Below are 16,718 nucleotides of genomic sequence, written 5' to 3'. Positions count from 1 at the left end.
CTGGGTCTCACGCGCTCGAAATCTGCCGCGAAAAACGTCGGTTACGTTTCTATCGAGCAATAGAAAGAGACGTGAGATGACGACGATTCCAGCTGCCTCCAGCACCTCGACGACAGCGGGCGCGAAAGCGCATGCCCGCGCCCAGGAGGCCGAAGCGGCGGCTTCGGGCGCACCGGACGCGGTGGTTCCGGCCGAGTCGTGGGCCGGTCAGATCGCGGCCGACAAAAGCGACGTCGTCTGGGCCGAGACGGTCGCGGGTGGCAGCTACGCCCACCGCGTCCTCGCCGCGGGATCGAGCGTCCGCCTCACCGACATAGCCGGCGACGCCTGCGCCTCCGTGCTTCTCTACAACGCCGACGCTCCCTGGGAACGCCTCAACGTCGCCGACACGGCGAAGGTGCAGTGGCAGGTGTACACCGCGCCGGGGCAGCTGCTGCTCAGCGACCAGGGGCGCGTGCTCGCGTCGGTCGTCGACGACACCTCGGGCCACCACGACATCCTCTACGGCACGTCCGCCGAGGCGCGCAATGTCGAGCGCTACGGTGACGGCGCTCCCGAGGGCGCGAGCCCTGCGGGCCGCGAGCTCTTCGCCGTTGCCGCGGCGAAGAACGGTCTCGGTCGCCGCGACATCGCACCGTCGATGTCGTTCTTTCAGGGCGTGACGATCGACGCCGAAGGATCGCCCACGTTCACCGGATCGTCCGGCCCCGGAGGCTCGATCACGCTGCGCACCGAGATGCCCGTGATCATGCTCGTGGTCAACGCGGCGCACCCGCTCGATCCGCGCGAGGAGTACATCGCGTCGCCGCTCGAGATCGTGGCGTGGCGGGATCGGAGAACGGACCCGTCGGATCCTCGGTGGGTGGCGACGCCCGAGGGGCGACGCGCCTTCGAGAACACGGCCGACTACCTGAAGGGACGGGGCATCGCATGAGCGACTTCGGAGTGGAGATTTCTCGCGAGACCGTTGCGGCCCGCGCCCCGTGGTCGGCGACGCTGAAAGCCGGGCAGATCTTGACGATCGTCGACGTCGACGGCAATCAGGCCGTCGATTTCTTGGCCTACGACGCCGCCGATACGAGCCGGGCCTACAGCGCCCAGGCGACGCTGCAGGGGCAGTCGTCTGTCTACCTCACGGTCGGGAGCGTGCTCCGCGACAACGAGTACGACCCGCTGCTCACCCTCATCGCCGACGAGGTCGGGCGGCACGACACCCTCGGCGGAGCCTGCTCGAAAGAGTCGAACACGCTCCGCTACGGCCATCACACCTACGGCCAGCACGCCTGTGCCGAGAACTTCATGCGCGAGATCTCGCGGTACGGCATGGGCAAGCGCGACCACGTGTCGAACGTGAACTGGTACATGAACGTGCCGGTCGACCCCGACGGCGCCCTCGGCATCGTCGACGGAATCTCGGCACCCGGCCTGTCGCTGAGCCTGCGCGCCGAGAAAGACACCCTCGTGCTCGTCTCGAACTGCCCGCAGATCAACAACCCCTGCAACGGCTTCGACCCGAGCCGCGCCGAGATGATCATCTGGAGCGGCGGTGCCGATGTCTGAGTCGGTCGGGGCGCCTCCCGAGACCAGGGCGATTCGTACGCTGCTGGTCGCCAACCGCGGCGAGATCGCGGTGCGCATCATCCGCTCGGCGCGTGAGCTCGGCATCCGCACGGTGGCCGTCTTCTCGGAGGTCGACCGCGGGGCCGCGCACGTGCACGCCGCCGACGAGTCGGTGTTGCTGGGGCCGACGGCTCTGGCCGAGAGCTACCTCAACGTCGACGCGGTCGTTCGGGCCTGCCGCGAGACCGGGGCCGACGCGGTGCATCCGGGCTACGGCTTCCTCTCTGAAGACGCCGATTTCGCCGAGCGCCTCGAGGCCGAGGGCATCGCCTTCGTGGGGCCGACTCCCGATCAGCTCCGCATCTTCGGCGCGAAGCACACCGCACGTGATGCGGCGATGGCTGCTGGGGTGCCCATCTTCCCCGGCACGACCCTGCTCGCCGACGCCGACGATGCGGCACGCCAGGTCGCTCCGATCGGCTACCCGGTGATGTTGAAGGCGACCGGTGGTGGCGGCGGAATCGGCATGACCGTCTGCCGCGACGAGGCGAGCCTGCGTCTCGCCTACGACCGGGTCAGCCGGATGGCGGCGGCCAACTTCGCCTCGGCCGGCGTCTTCGCCGAGCGCTACGTCGAGCGGGCCCGCCACGTCGAAGTGCAGGTCTTCGGAGACGGGCGGGGCGGCGTCGTGTCACTCGGCGACCGTGACTGTTCACTGCAGCGCCGCAACCAGAAGGTCGTCGAAGAGGCACCCGCCCCGGCGCTGCCCGACGACGTGCGAGAGCGCCTCCACGACTCGGCCCGGCGTCTTGCCGCGTCGCTCGAGTACCGATCCGCGGGCACCGTCGAATTCGTCTACGACGCCGAGCGCAACGAGGCCTCCTTTCTCGAGGTGAACGCGCGCCTGCAGGTCGAGCACCCGGTCACGGAGGCGATCACCGGGGTCGATCTCGTCGCCTGGATGCTCCGGCTCGCGAGCGGCGACCGCGGGATCCTCGAGCCCTACCTCGACCGGGAAAGCGGCCTGGGCTCTGTTCCCGTCTCGGGTCACGCCATCGAGGCACGTGTCTACGCCGAGGATCCGGCCACCGACTTCCGCCCCAGCGCCGGAGTCATCACGGGCGTCACTCTGCCCGGCGGCGACGGCGTGCGGGTCGACGGCTGGGTCGAGCGCGGCACCGAGGTGTCGACCGCCTACGACCCTCTGCTCGCCAAGGTGATCGTCGAGGCGGCCACGCGCGACGAGGCGCTCGAACGCTTCGGCGAGGCGCTGGCCGAGTGCCGGATCGACGGCATCGAGGTCAACCTCGGCATGCTGCGCGCCGTGGCAAAGCTCGAGGCCTTCCACGAAGCCACGCACTCGACGCAGACGCTCGACGGTGTCGGTGACCCCGAGCCCCGGATCACCGTCGAGCGCCCGGGCCTGATGACGACCGTGCAGGACGCCCAGGGGCGGACGGGCCTCTGGCAGGTGGGAGTGCCGCCGAGCGGCGCGATGGACGACCGCTCGCTCCGCCTCGGCAACGTCGCGCTCGGCAACGACGTCGACGCGGCCGGCCTCGAGTGCACGGCGACCGGCCCGAGACTCGTCTTCACCCACGCCACGGTGGTCTGCGTCACGGGTGCCCCGGCGACCGTGCAGATCGAGGGCCGCGACGTTCCGATGTGGGAGCCGATCACCGTTCCGGCGGGCGGTGCCCTCGACGTCGGCGACGCGACGGCGGGCCTCCGCACGTATGTCGCCGTCGCGGGTGGGCTCGACGTGCCCGACTACCTCGGCAGTGCCTCGACCTTCACGCTCGGCCAGTTCGGCGGGCACGGCGGTCGCGCACTGCGGCTCGGCGACGTGCTGAGGGCGGTACCGCAGGATCCTTCCGCCCCGGCTCCGACGACGGCTGCGGTTCCCGACGCCCAGCGTCCCGTGATGACCTCGCACTGGCGGGTGGCCGTGACCGAGGGGCCACATGCCGCCCCCGACTTCTTCACCCGCGACGACATCGACGCCCTCTACGCCGCGACCTACGGGGTGCACTTCAACTCGGCCCGGACGGGCGTGCGCCTGATCGGGCCGAAACCGACCTGGGCGCGCCAGGACGGCGGCGAGGCCGGGCTGCACCCCTCCAACATCCACGACAACGCGTATTCAATCGGCGCCCTCGACTTCACCGGTGACACCCCGATCCTGCTCGGCCCCGACGGACCGAGCCTCGGCGGGTTCGTCTGCCCGGTGACGGTCGTGTCGGCCGAGCGCTGGAAGCTGGGCCAGCTGCGGCCCGGCGACACCCTGCAGTTCGTGCCGATCGCCGCGGCCGACGCGCCCTCGCGGAGGTCGCTCGACTTCACCTCGTTCGCTCCAGCGCGCGACGGCGACGACGGCGTGCTCGCGCGGATCGACGGCGACCCGAGCGTCACCTACCGGCGCTCGGGCGACGACAACGTGCTCGTCGAGTACGGCGAGATCGTGCTCGACCTCGCACTCCGGGCCCGGGTGCACGCCCTGCACATGCTGCTCGTCGAACGCGACCTCCGCGGTGTCGTCGATCTCACGCCGGGCATCCGCTCGCTGCAGATCCACGTCGACCCGGACGTGCTGCCGATCACGCGGCTCATCGGCATCCTCCGCGAGCTCGAGGGTGAGATCCCGCCGGCGGCACAGCTCGTCGTACCGAGCCGGCAGGTCCGCCTGCCGCTCAGCTGGGACGACCCGGCGACCCGCGAGGCGATCGCCCGCTACATGGCGGGTGTGCGGAGCGATGCCCCGTGGACGCCGTGGAACATCGAGTTCATCCGCCGCATCAACGGGCTGGAGTCGGTCGACGACGTCTACCGCACCGTCTTCGATGCGGAGTACCTCGTCTTGGGTCTCGGGGACGTCTACCTCGGTGCTCCCGTGGCGACCCCGTTGGATCCTCGTCACCGACTCGTGACCACCAAGTACAACCCGGCGCGCACCTGGACCGCCGAGAACTCCGTCGGCATCGGGGGCGCCTACCTCTGCATCTACGGCATGGAGGGCCCGGGCGGCTACCAGTTCGTCGGCCGGACAACGCAGGTGTGGAGTCGGTACCGCGAGAACGCGCCGTTCGAGAAGGGGTCGCCGTGGCTGCTCCGGTTCTTCGATCGCATCAGCTGGTACCCCGTCGAGCCCGAGGAGCTCCTCGACCTGCGCGCCGACCTCGCCGCCGGCCGGGGGAGTCTCGACATCACCGATGGCAGCTTCTCGCTCGCCGAGCACGAGAGCTTCCTGGCCTCGAACGCCGAGGGGATCGCGAGCTTCCGGGCTCAGCAGGCGATCGCTTTCGCGGCGGAGCGGCACGCGTGGGAGGAGGCGGGAGAGTTCGACCGCGCCGAGCAGGCAGCCGCGACCGTCGTGGCGGATGCCGACGAGGTCGTGGTGCCGCCCGGTGGCACTCGCGTGGATGCCCCCTTCGTCGCGAACGTCTGGAAGACCGAGGTCGCTGTCGGCGACACCGTCGCGAAGGGGCAGACGCTCGTCGCCCTGGAGGCCATGAAGATGGAGAGCTACATCGAGGCGCCTCACGGCGGAGTCGTGACGCAGGTGCTCGCCGTGCCCGGATCGCAGGTCAACCCGGGAGACGCGCTCGTCGTGCTCGCTCCCCGAGAAGGAGAAGCAGCATGACCGTCGACCGAGTGAGGGCGGCCTTCGCCGCCATCGAGAACGCCGACCGGCCCGAGGTGTGGATCACGCTCCGGCCCGAAGGGGATGTCGCGCGGGAGTTCGAGGCGGCCAGTGAAGCCGAGGTCGGGCCGCTCGCGGGGCTGCTTCTGGCAGTGAAGAACAACGTCGATGTCGAGGGCATCGAGACCACCGCGGCGTGCCCGGCATTCGGGCGCGGGCCTGCCGCCGCCGATGCGACCGCGGTCGCGCGGCTTCGCGCGGCCGGGGCCACCGTGATCGGCGCGACGAACCTCGACCAGTTCGCGACCGGCCTCGTCGGCCAGCGGAGCCCCTACGGCCGAGTGCGTGATGCGCGTCGACCCAGGCACATCTCGGGTGGCTCGAGCTCGGGGTCGTCGGTCGCTGTGGCCCTCGGGTTCGCCGACATCGCCATCGGCACCGACACGGCCGGGTCGGGCCGGATTCCCGCCGCCCTGCAGGGCCTCGTCGGCATCAAGCCGACCCTCGGCGTCGTCTCGACCGAGGGCGTGCTCCCCGCCTGCCGGTCGTGGGACGCCGTCACGATCTTCGCCCGCGACCTCGACACGGCGGCCGCGGCGATGAGTGCCATGGCCGGCGGCGACGAGGCCCGGGCCTTTCCCGACGATGCCCCCATCGCCGCACCCAGGGCTGCCCGCATCGCCGTGCCCGAGACGCTCGTCGGCATGTCTCCCGAGTGGGAGGCGGCTTTCGCCGCCGCTGCAGACCGCCTCCGCGACGACGGCTGCACGGTCGAGACGATCCCGTTCGAGTCGTTCTTCGAGGCCGCGCGCCTCCTCTACGACGGCGCCCTCGTGGCTGAGCGGCACGCGGCCGTCGGCGAGTTCGTCGACGCGCACCCCGACGAGGTCGAACCCACTGTCGGCGCCATCGTCAGCCGTGCCGGCACGGTGCGGGCGAGCGACATGGTCACCGACCTCGAACGTCTCGAGAAGCTCCGCCGCCGCAGCCTCGCGCTGCTCGACGGCTTCGACGCCCTCCTCATCCCCACCGCCCCGGGCCACCCGACCGTCGAGGCCGTCGCCGCCGACCCGATCGGCGTCAACTCGTGGATGGGCACCTACACGAACTTCTGCAACCTGTTCGACCTCGCGGCAGTCGCCGTGCCGTCCGGCACCGTCACCGACGCCACCGGAACCTCGCAGTTCGGCGTGACCGTCGTCGCGCGGACGTTCGCCGACGCCGTCGCGCTCGACCTCGCTCGCCGCGTTCAGCTCGAGACACCCTCGGCAGCGAGCCCAGGATCCGCTCCCGCGCTCCCCAGCACCCCGCTCCCGTGGCCGACACGTGCGGGAGCCCCCTCCGTCCCGCTCTTCGTGGTCGGCGCGCATCTTCCCGGGCAGCCGCTCGAGGCCCAGCTCACAGCCCGCGGCGCTCGGTGGCTCGGCGAGGCGCACACCGCCGAGGCCTACCGCCTCGTGGCGCTCGACACCGTGCCGCCGAAGCCCGGCCTCGTGCGGGTCGGCGAGGGCGGAGTGTCGATCGTGGGCGGGCTGTGGCAGGTGCCGACCGCAGCGCTGGGCACGTTTCTGGCAGAGCTCCCGGCGCCCATGAACCTCGGGCAGATCGAGCTGCGGGCCGGATCCTTCGTCACCGGTTTCGGGTGCGACGCGGCCAGCGCGGTCGGTGCTCGCGACATCACCGAGCACGGCGGCTGGCTCGCCTACCTCGGGGTTTAACGCACCCGTAACAGGGCCGAAATCGGGCACGCGACCTGCGACTCCAGACTGTTTTCACAAATACCTGTCACCCGACAGATACGCAGTCTCGTCCGATCGCGAAAGGCACGTCATGAGCCCGCTCGACCCACTGCCCCAACAGACCTCCGTCCGCCCGTCACCCGCTTCGACCGACTCGGTTTCCACCGGCGCGGTCCCGACCGGCGCGGCCTCGACCGGCGCGGTCTCGACCGACTCGGGCGAGCTCGCCACCTTCGGTTACCGCCAGGATCTCCATCGCAGCGTCGGCACATTCGCGTCGTTCGCCGCCGGCTTCTCGTTCGTGTCGATCTTGACGACGGTGTTCCAGCTGTTCGGCCTCGGCTTCTCGTTCGGCGGCGCGGCCTTCTTCTGGGCCTGGCCGGTCGTCTTCGCGGGGCAGCTGCTCGTGGCGCTCAACTTCGCCCAGCTCGCCGCCTGGTGGCCGATCTCGGGAGCGATCTTCCAGTGGTCGAGCAGGCTCGCGGGCTCGATCGTCGGCTGGTTCACCGGCTGGACCATGATCATCGGGCAGATCCTCACCGTGGCCGTCGCCGCGGTCGCGGTGCAGGCGGTGCTGCCGGCGATCTGGTCCGGATTCCAGATCGTCGGGGGCCCGGACGCCGACCCGGCACCCCTGTCGCCGACGGGTGCAGCCAACTCGGTCGTGCTCGGCTGCATCCTCCTCGTCGTCACCACCGTGGTCAACGTGGTGTCGGTGCGACTCATGGCGCGCGTCACCAGCGTCGGCGTCGTGATCGAGATCGTCGGCGTCATCGCGCTGATCGCGTGCCTCTTCTTCCTCCCCGAGCGCTCGGCCAGTGTGGTGTTCACCACGGAGGGTCGGGAGCCCGGCGGCGCCTACATCTGGGTCTGGCTGGCCTCCGCGCTCATGGCGGCGTACGTGATGGTCGGCTTCGACTCGGCCGGGGAGCTCTCGGAGGAGACGCACGCCCCGCGCCGCACGACACCGAAGACGATCATCCGGGCCCTCACGGTCTCGGGGCTCGGCGGTGCGCTCCTGATCATCGCGGCGCTGGTGGCTGCTCCGAGCCTCACCGACGGATCCCTCGTCTCCGGCGGTCTCGCCGGTGTCGTCGACGCGCGCCTCGGCCCGGTACTCGGCCGGCTGCTGCTCTGCGCCGTCGCAGTCGCAGTGTTCGCCTGCACGCTCGCCGTGCAGACCTCCGGTTCGCGGATGATGTACTCCATGGCCCGGGAGCGCGCGCTGCCCTTCTCCGCGGCGCTGTCTCGGGTCTCGGTGCGCACCGGCACGCCGATCATCACCTCGGTCGTCGTCGGCGTCGGGGCGGCTCTGGTGCTGCTCGCGAACGTCGGCCAGTCGGCGCTGTTCACCGCCCTCTCGAGCCTCTGCATCGCCATGCTCTACCTGGCGTACCTCGGCGTGACGGTGCCGCTGCTGGTGCGGCGCATTCAGGGCCGCACTCGCGTCGAAGAGTCGGGCGTCGACGAAGAGGGCAAGCCCCTCTTCTCGCTCGGGCGCTGGGCGATCCCCGTCAACGCGGTGGCGGTCGTCTACCAGGTGCTCATGGTGGTCAACCTCGCGTGGCCTCGGTCGGCGATCTACGACCTGACGGGGCACACCTGGTGGCTGCAGTGGTCGGCGCTGCTGTTCATCGGCGCGTCGCTGCTCCTCGGCGGGGCGTACTACCGCTTCAGCCACCGCCGGCACCGATCGCTCGGGGTCATCGCGGCCGAGCCTGCTGCCGTGTCCGCTTCCGCCGGGGTCGGCGTCGCGTGAGGTGACGCGGATCGGCCGATGTCACAGCGCCGCGGCGCGCGATGTCGGCCGATTCCCCGGGCCCGGGCGAATCCGAGCCCGGGACCCCCGTACTGAGGGTGGCCCACGGCCGCGTGCGGGGGTAGAAAGGTCAGACCCGTGCAAATGGCAGGGTGCCAGGAGTCGGGGGTGTGCATGCGAGTTCGCGCGAGCCGCCTGCTGCTGGCCGGGGTCCGCGGATCCTCGGATTCCGACCGTTCCACGCGGTACCTGATCAGCTCGGCCCTGGTCGAGAAAGTCGTCGGCCGGTGCCTGGCCGCGTACTGCCTCATCTTCGGCGGGCTGGCGATCCCGGACGCGTTCGTCGGACAACCCCTGATGAACCAGGTTTGGGCGTGGATCGCCGGCGTTGCCCTGTTCGGCAGTCTGGCCGCGACCGTCGTCACGGGAGTGCTCGAGTGGCATCCCCGGATCGCGGCGGCGTCGTTCAGCGTCGTCTATCTGGCGATCCTCGTCACCTGGCAGCTCGCGGCATCCGACCCGTCTGCGGTGGCATCGGGCGCGCCCTGGCCGAGCCCGCTCTCGACGATCGCGTTCGCCGCGGCATCTTTCGCTTTTCGGCAGGCCGGGGCGCTCGTCTACATGGGCAGCGTCTACGTGGTGTACATCATCGTCCGCCAGACACCGGCCGGCGGTGGCGCACCCCTGCTGCAGTCGCTCGCGGAGGCCGGGTACGGCGTGATCATCGGTCTGGTCGTGCTGTTGCTGATCACGATGTTCCGCCGGGCCGCCGCCTCGGTCGACTCGGCACACGGCGCAGCGACCGGACGTTACGCCAAGACGGTGCGCGACCACCGAACCGAGATGGAGCGGATCCAGGTCGACTCGATCCTGCACGACAGCGTGCTCACGACCTTTCTCACCGCAGCGCGTTCGCACACGCCGGAGGAGCGCGTCCTCGCCGTTGCCATGGCGAAGCACGCCCTCGCCGAGGTCGCGTCGGCGGGGCCGATGCCCGAGACTCTCGACGATCTCGTCCCGCTGAACGGTCTGCGCCGCCGGTTCACCGAGACCTGCGCCGAGCTCGGCATCAGGGCCACGTTCACGGCGGAGGGCCTACAGAACTACTCCGTGCCAGGGTCCGTTGTCGAGGCGCTCTTCTCCGCCGTGATGCAGGCTCTGACCAACAGCATCCAGCATGCCGGTCCGGGCGACGTGAAGCGCCACGTTCACATCCGCTGGGCCCACGCGGTGCTCACAGTCACCACGACCGACGACGGTGTCGGGTTCGACGTCGATCACATGACGCCGAACCGCCTCGGAGTGCGCGTCTCGATCATCGAGCGCGTCCACAACGTCGGTGGGCACGCCGAGATCGCCTCGCAACCCGGGCACGGCACGACGGTCACGATGACGTGGCCGCGAGCAGAGGGCGACTGAAGGGCTCCTGGTTCGGCCTCGCGCGCGACCCGGCCTCTATGACCCTCCCAGTGGGGCCAAATGCGGACTTGTTGAGATGCGCTCAGCGACGTACCTTCGTAGGAGCACATAGGGGCTTCGCACTTCACCACCGCGAACCCCGACGATGGAGTCTCTCGGCGTCTCACCAACGGCCGTTCCGCCCGTCGCAGCACCTGAAGAGTCGCGTCAGCCGACGCGTTCCGGATCAGCCCCACCTGGGAGTTCAGCCATGCCTTTCGTCACCCCGTTTCGCGCCAAGATCGCCGCCTGGATCACCATCCCCGCGGCTCTCGTCGGCTCCGGCCTCGTCGTCGGGACGGCCTCGTACTCGGCGTTCTCGGCCACCACCGTGAACCCTGCTAGCAACTGGAGCGCCGGATCGGTGGCGCTCACCGACGACGACTCGAACACGGCGCTCTTCAACGCCACGGCGCTCAAGCCCGGTTCGACCGGCACGAAGTGCATCGCGGTGACGTCGACCGGCACCCTGCCCTCGACCGTGACCCTGTACGGAACCTCGCCGTCGACCACCAACGCCCTCTCGACCTACATCAACCTGACCGTGACGCAGGGCACCGGCGGTGGCTTCGGCTCCTGCTCCGGTTTCACCGCGCAGGCAACGGGAAGCTCGGTCTACACGGGCACCCTCCTCAACTTCGGTTCGACGAGCACGAACTTCGCGACCGGCGTCGGCAGCTGGGCGCCGACCGGCACCGCTTCTGAGACCAAGGTCTTCCAGTTCACCTACACCGTTAACGCCGCGGCACCCAGTACGGTCATGGGCGGCACCGCTCAGCTCGGCCTGACCTGGGAGGCCCAGAACAGCTGATCCGACCTGGTCGGGAGCCCCACTCATGAGCCGATCGAGGATCCGGCCGAGCGTGCCAGCGCTCGGCCGGCAGTCGGCGGTGTCGGCCGAACTCCTCCGCGAGATCGTCGATCCGCACGGCCGGCACGCTTTGGCACGGACGGGCGGCGCGCAGAACAGCCGCGCGCAGAACACCCGTGACTGGGCCCGGGTGATCGTCGCGTCGATCGCCCGCGGCGTGCTCGCGACCGTTCTCGGTTTGGCGTTCTACGCAGCGGCTCCCGCTGTGATCGGCTGGCATCCCACGACCGAGATGACCGCCTCGATGATGCCGCGGATCCGCACCGGCGATGTGGTGGTGTCCGTTCCCGTCGCCGCCGAGGCGATTCAGGTGGGCAAGGTGATCCTCTTCGACGACCCCGACCACCCGGGCAAACTGCGTTTGCACCGGTTCGTCGAGTGGAGCGACGGCGGCATGCTCCGCACGGCGGGCGACGCGAATCCGCAGCCCGATTCGACTCCCGTCCACCCGTCGGCCGTGTGGGGTGTCGGCATGCTCCGGGTGCCCTGGGTCGGCCTCCCGATTCTCTGGATTCGCGAGGGGCAGTGGCTCTTCGTCGCGCTCGTCTCGGCGGGGCTCACCCTGCTGATCGGCCTGACCGGTCTCGACAGGCGTCTTCGCACACGGGTGCAGGATCCGGCGGCAGGCCCGCCCGACACACCCCCGCAGGCGCGCCCCGCCTGGCCCTTCCGCGCGGGAGCCGCCGCCGCGGCGACACTCTTCGTCGCAGGATCCCTCGTCTCGTTCGGCCCGACCCCGGCAGCGATGGCGGCGGGATTCACTGGCACGACTGTCAATCCGACCTCGCGATTCACCGCGGGCACGGTGCCTCTGGCGACGGGCCTCACCTGTACCGACAACGCCGACGGGCGTACCGTCACGATCGGCTGGACCTACAGCGGCACCGTCGTTCCGGACAGCTTCGACGTGCTGAACGGCAGCACGGTCGTGGCCTCGACGACGGGCTCCGCGACGTCGGCGGTAGTGACGACCAGCGCCATCCTGAGCCTGTTCCCCAGCTACACGCTGACGGTCCGCGCGAACATCACCGCGAACACAGCCTGGTCGTCGACGTCGACCAGCACCACGTCGGTCAAGCTCTCCGGGCTGCTGCTGTCGCCCGTGCGCTGCAACACCTGACGCAGGGTCGGTGGGTCTGCGCCGTCACGCGGAGGCGAAATCCAGGCCAAGCGCTGCGGCTACCCCGGCGTTGGTCACCCGGCCGGCCGTGACGTTGAGCCCCTTCGCCAGCGCCTCGTCGGCCTCGGTCGCGGCCTTCCAACCGCGGTCGGCCAGAGCCACCACGTAAGGCAGGGTCGCGTTCGTCAGCGCCCGGGTCGACGTCTCGGGCACGGCGCCCGGCATGTTGGCGACGCAGTAGTACACGGCGTCGTGCACGGAGAAGATCGGGTCGTCGTGGGTCGTCGGGTGCGATCCCTCGAAGCAGCCGCCCTGGTCGATCGCGATGTCGACGAGCACGGCGCCCGGTTTCATCGTGGCGACCATCTCGTCGGTGACGAGCTTGGGGGCCGCGGCCCCCGGGATCAGCACCGACCCGATCACGAGGTCGGCGTCGCGGAGCTGCTCGGCGATCGCGAACGGTGTGGAGTGCCGGGTCTGGATGCGCCCGCCGAACTGCACCTCGAGGGCGCGAAGGCGGGGGAGCGACACGTCGATCACGGTCACGTCGGCACCGAGCCCGAGGGCGTTCGCCGCCGCGTGCTCGCCGGCGACACCGCCGCCGATCACGACGACCTTGGCCTTCGGGGTGCCGGGCACACCACCCAGCAAGGATCCGCGCCCACCGTTCGACCGCATCAGCTGGTACGCGCCGACTGTGATCGACAACCGCCCGGCGACCTCGCTCATCGGCGACAGCAGCGGCAGCGAACGGTCGGGCAGCTGCACCGTCTCGTAGGCGATCGCGGTCGTGCCGGAGGCGACGAGGGCCTCGGTAAGAGCTCTGTCGGCGGCGAGGTGGAGGTAGGTGAACACCGTCTGGTCGGCGCGGAGGTAGCCGTACTCGGCGGCGATGGGCTCCTTCACCTTGAGGAGGAGATCGGCGCTCGCCCACACGGCGTCGGCGGTGGGGAGGATCGTGGCGCCGGCTTTGGAGTAGTCGGAGTCGGAGATACGCGAGCCGGATCCTGCGCCCTGCTGCACGACCACCTCGTGGCCGTGACGCACCAGCGTGTCGACCCCGGCGGCGCTGATGGCGACGCGGTTCTCGTTGTTCTTTATCTCGGTGGGGATGCCTACGCGCATGTCGTTCTCCGATCGAAGGGGCGGCTCCTGCGCCGCACCAACCAGGATGGACAGGGTTCGTTTCACACGTGTTTCAGACGAAGAACATTCGGTAGATTGAGGAGTAGCCGGAGTCTGAGCCCGGTAGAGGAGACGAAGTGAGCGATTCGCCGAACGATCTTTCGGGCCCTGCACCACTCGACGACATCGACAGGCGGCTCATCGCGCTGCTGACGAGCGACGGGCGCATCTCGAACGCGGCGCTTGCCGAAGGGGCGGGTATCGCACCCTCGACCGCGCACGTGCGTCTGCGGTCACTGCAGGATCGCGGTGTCGTGACCGGGTTCCTCACGAGCGTCGATCAGAAGGCCCTCGGGCTGGGGCTCCAGGCGATCGTCGGCGTGACCCTCCGGCCCGGCTCGCGCCAGGAGAGCATCGTGCGCTTTTCGGAGGAGGTGCGCGACCTGCCTCAGGTGCTGCAGGTGTTCTTTCTCGGAGGCGCCGACGACTTCCTGGTGCACATCGCCGTGGCCGACTCGTCGGCCGTGCGCGAGTTCGTGGTCGAGCACCTCTCGGCCCAGCCGAGCGTCGCCTCGACTCGCACGAGCATCATCTTCGACTACCACCGCAACGGGGTCGCGGCCTCGTTCCAGTAAGGCTCCGGTTAGCCTGTGGGGGTGACCGACGAGAATCCGACGCCGCCCGAGCCGAAGTACCGGCGCCCGCCCGCGCGCCACGCGCGGCGCGATCGGCGTCATCCGCTGCGCTGGATCGCCCTCGGCCTCGTCGGCGTTCTCGTGCTCGGCGGCGGCTATGTCGCCTACAGCTACGAGCGGTTCCAATCGGGTGTGACCAAGATCGACGCCCTCCCGGCCCCGGGCAAGAGCGGGGGGAGCGACGTCGACGGGCAGGACGAAAACATCTTGCTGGTCGGCGACGACCACCGCCCCGCCGGCGCCACGGCGGAGCAACTGGCCGAACTCGGCACGACGAGCGACGGCGGCAGCAGCAACACCGACACCATGATCGTGCTGCACGTCAGCGGCGACCGGAAGAGCGCGACGATGATCTCGTTGCCGCGCGACTCGTACGTCGACATTCCCGGGCACGGCAAGAACAAGCTGAACTCGGCGTTCTCGGCGGGCAGCGCCACGGGCGGGCCGTCCGGCGGCGCCAAACTGCTCATCTCGACCGTGCAGAATCTCACCGGCCTCACGATCGACCACTACATGCGCGTCTCGCTGCTCGGTTTTTACGAGGTCGTGAAAGCTCTCGGCCCGGTCGAGGTGTGCCTTAACAACGCCGTCCAGGACGACTTCTCGAAGATCGACCTGCCGGCTGGCAAATCCACACTCAGCCCCAAAGAAGCCGTGGCGTTCGTCCGCCAGCGGCATGGTCTTCCGCGCGGTGACTTCGACCGTGAGGTGCGCCAGCAGTACTTCCTGTCGGTCGAGGCCAAGCGGATCCTCTCCGCAGGCACCCTGCTCAACCCGGTCAAATCGGGCCGCATCATCGACGCCGTCAGCAAGTCGATCGAGACCGACGAGGGGTTCGACCTCGTGTCGTTCGCGACGAGCGTCCGCGACCTGCGTCCGGCGAACATCCGCTCGGCGACCATCCCCGTGCTCGGCACGCCCACCATCGACGTCAACGGCACGCCGCTCTCGATCGTCGAGGTCGACACCGCCGGCATGCCGGGCTTCATCACCAACGTCGTCGGACAGCCGGAGGCCTACACGAAGGCGACAGCGGCGAAACCCGCGGCCGTCAGCGCGCTCGTCGTCAACGCGAGCGGGGTCGAGGGCGCGGCGGTCACCGCATCGACCCGCCTGACCGCGCTCGGGTTCACGGTCGGTGCGCCGGAGTCGGGCACGCTCACCCAGCAGACGACGGTCCAATATGCGAAAGGGGCGGAGCGCGCCGCGAAGGCACTCGTCGCGAAAGTGCCCGGGGCCGAGGCCGTGCTGACCCCGGGGATCGTCGGGGTGCGCCTGGTGCTCGGCTCCGACGGCCGCACCGTGCCCGACCCGGCGGCGACCGCGACGCCGAAGCCATCGACCTCCACTGCCCCGGCGGCACCGGCGACGCCGAAGCCCACGGTCACCAAGCAGTCGACCGCGTACGCCGGCACCTGCATCAACTGACCCTGCCTGCGGGCGGGCCCTACCCGTTCGGGTAGGCAGAACCGGTCGGTCGGGTGGCACCGCCCCCGGATCCTTCGGCGCACCATGGGGTATGACCGAAACGCCGACGTCTGTCGCGACATCTCTCCGCTCCATCGAGTCCGAGCTGCGGGCCACGGTCGACACGATCGCCCAGCACGACCTCGACTCGTTCGCCGACGCCCTGTCGAAGGCTGACCGGGTCTTCGTCTATGGCGCCGGTCGCTCGGGCCTCGCCCTGCAGATGACCGCGATGAGGCTCATGCACCTCGGCCTCACGGTGCACGTCGTCGGCGAGACCACCACACCCGCGGCGGGCTCGGGCGACGTGCTGCTGACCGCGAGCGGCTCCGGCACGACGGCCAGCATCGTCCGCGCCGCCGAGACCGCGAAGAGCGCAGGATCCACGGTGGTCGCCATCACGACTGCCACCGACTCGCCGCTCGGGCAACTGTCGGCAGAGGTGCTCGTCGTTCCGGCCGCAGCGAAGCTCGACCGCTCCGGCACCGCCTCGGCGCAGTACGCCGGTTCGCTGTTCGAGCAGACCGTCGTGCTGCTCGGCGACGCCCTCTTCGACGCGCTCTGGAAGCGGTCCGGCCTCACCGCCGACGACATCTGGCCGCGTCACGCCAATCTCGAATGACCTCCGCTCACCCAACGAAAGGCACCACCATGAAGCTCCAGTTCGCCATGGACACCCTCACCACCGAAGCCGCCCTCGAGCTGGCCGCCGCGGCCGCGCCGCACGTCGACATCCTCGAGCTCGGCACCCCGCTCATCAAGAGCGCCGGAGTCTCGGCGATCACCGCCATCAAAGAGGCTCACCCCGACAAGATCGTCTTCGCCGACCTCAAGACGATGGACGCCGGCGAGCTCGAAGCCGACGTCGCGTTCAAGGCCGGCGCCGACCTCGTGACCGTGCTCGGCGTCGCCGGTGACAGCACCATCGCTGGTGCCGTCGCCGCTGCGAAGAAGCACGGCAAGGGCATCGTCGCCGACCTCATCGGTGTGAAAGACAAGGCCGCCCGCGCCAAGGAGGTCACGGAGCTCGGCGTGCAGTTCGTCGAGATGCACGCTGGTCTCGACGAGCAGGCCGAAGAGGGTTTCACCTTCTCGACGCTGCTCGACGACGGCAAGGCGTCCGGTGTGGCGTTCTCCGTCGCCGGTGGTATCAACGCCTCGACGATCAAGGCCGTGCAGGAGTCGGGCGCCGAGGTCGCCGTCGCCGGTGGCGCGATCTACGGTGCGCCCGACGTCGGCGCTGCTGCCGCTGAGCTGCGCGCTGCCATCGTCTGACCTGTCTGA

The 16,718-nt window shown here is 69.9% G+C and carries 13 protein-coding genes; 12 read left to right on the top strand and 1 reads right to left on the bottom strand.

Going from position 1 to position 16,718, the window contains the following annotated elements; all coding sequences use genetic code 11:
* The first annotated feature begins 76 nt into the window (after window positions 1-76).
* The 8 genes from ASF54_RS07820 to ASF54_RS07785 all read left to right on the top strand — a co-directional run bounded on the left by ASF54_RS07820 (window position 77) and on the right by ASF54_RS07785 (window position 12,147).
* A complete protein-coding gene (locus tag ASF54_RS07820) occupies window positions 77-934 on the top strand; it encodes an urea amidolyase associated protein UAAP1 (protein WP_055960648.1) in 858 nt (285 codons plus the stop codon).
* Window positions 931-1,560: an urea amidolyase associated protein UAAP2 gene (locus ASF54_RS07815; protein WP_055960646.1), complete on the top strand. Its 630-nt coding sequence runs from the start codon at window positions 931-933 to the stop codon at window positions 1,558-1,560. The genes ASF54_RS07820 and ASF54_RS07815 overlap by 4 nt, the downstream gene beginning before the upstream one ends.
* Entirely contained in the window at window positions 1,553-5,200 is a 3,648-nt protein-coding gene (gene uca, locus ASF54_RS07810) for an urea carboxylase (protein WP_055962295.1), read from the top strand. The genes ASF54_RS07815 and uca overlap by 8 nt, the downstream gene beginning before the upstream one ends.
* Entirely contained in the window at window positions 5,197-6,918 is a 1,722-nt protein-coding gene (atzF, locus tag ASF54_RS07805; protein WP_055960643.1) for an allophanate hydrolase, read from the top strand. The genes uca and atzF overlap by 4 nt, the downstream gene beginning before the upstream one ends.
* Before the next feature lie 112 nt (window positions 6,919-7,030).
* Complete coding sequence (locus tag ASF54_RS07800; RefSeq protein WP_084816035.1) at window positions 7,031-8,698, top strand: amino acid permease; 1,668 nt, start codon at window positions 7,031-7,033, stop codon at window positions 8,696-8,698.
* A gap of 174 nt (window positions 8,699-8,872) precedes the next feature.
* Window positions 8,873-10,117 (top strand): sensor histidine kinase, encoded by a 1,245-nt coding sequence (locus ASF54_RS07795; protein ID WP_055960642.1) that lies wholly within the window; start codon window positions 8,873-8,875, stop codon window positions 10,115-10,117.
* Window positions 10,118-10,367: 250 nt separating this feature from the next.
* On the top strand, window positions 10,368-10,967 hold the full coding sequence (locus tag ASF54_RS07790) for a hypothetical protein (RefSeq protein ID WP_055960640.1): 600 nt from the start codon (window positions 10,368-10,370) through the stop codon (window positions 10,965-10,967).
* A gap of 25 nt (window positions 10,968-10,992) precedes the next feature.
* Window positions 10,993-12,147 carry a signal peptidase I gene (locus tag ASF54_RS07785; protein ID WP_157510067.1) on the top strand — a complete coding sequence of 385 codons (1,155 nt, stop codon included), beginning with the start codon at window positions 10,993-10,995 and terminating at the stop codon, window positions 12,145-12,147.
* 24 nt (window positions 12,148-12,171) lie between these two features.
* Here the strand turns inward: ASF54_RS07785 and ald are convergent, their stop codons facing one another.
* Entirely contained in the window at window positions 12,172-13,272 is a 1,101-nt protein-coding gene (ald, locus tag ASF54_RS07780; protein WP_055960636.1) for an alanine dehydrogenase, read from the bottom strand.
* Between the two features lie 137 nt (window positions 13,273-13,409).
* Here ald and ASF54_RS07775 point away from each other — a divergent pair, with 137 nt between their 5' ends.
* From ASF54_RS07775 to hxlA, 4 genes are all read left to right on the top strand, one after another.
* On the top strand, window positions 13,410-13,907 hold the full coding sequence (locus tag ASF54_RS07775; protein WP_055960634.1) for an Lrp/AsnC family transcriptional regulator: 498 nt from the start codon (window positions 13,410-13,412) through the stop codon (window positions 13,905-13,907).
* Between the two features lie 21 nt (window positions 13,908-13,928).
* On the top strand, window positions 13,929-15,395 hold the full coding sequence (locus ASF54_RS07770; protein WP_055960632.1) for an LCP family protein: 1,467 nt from the start codon (window positions 13,929-13,931) through the stop codon (window positions 15,393-15,395).
* A 91-nt stretch (window positions 15,396-15,486) separates the two neighbouring features.
* Window positions 15,487-16,056, top strand: coding sequence for a 6-phospho-3-hexuloisomerase (gene hxlB, locus ASF54_RS07765; protein WP_055960629.1), 570 nt, complete (start codon window positions 15,487-15,489; stop codon window positions 16,054-16,056).
* 29 nt (window positions 16,057-16,085) lie between these two features.
* Complete coding sequence (gene hxlA, locus ASF54_RS07760; protein WP_055960627.1) at window positions 16,086-16,709, top strand: 3-hexulose-6-phosphate synthase; 624 nt, start codon at window positions 16,086-16,088, stop codon at window positions 16,707-16,709.
* Window positions 16,710-16,718: the final 9 nt, after the last annotated feature.

This window comes from Frondihabitans sp. Leaf304 (assembly GCF_001423105.1).
Classification (GTDB): Bacteria; Actinomycetota; Actinomycetes; order Actinomycetales; family Microbacteriaceae; genus Frondihabitans.
This window is presented reverse-complemented; position numbering and strand designations above follow the sequence as displayed.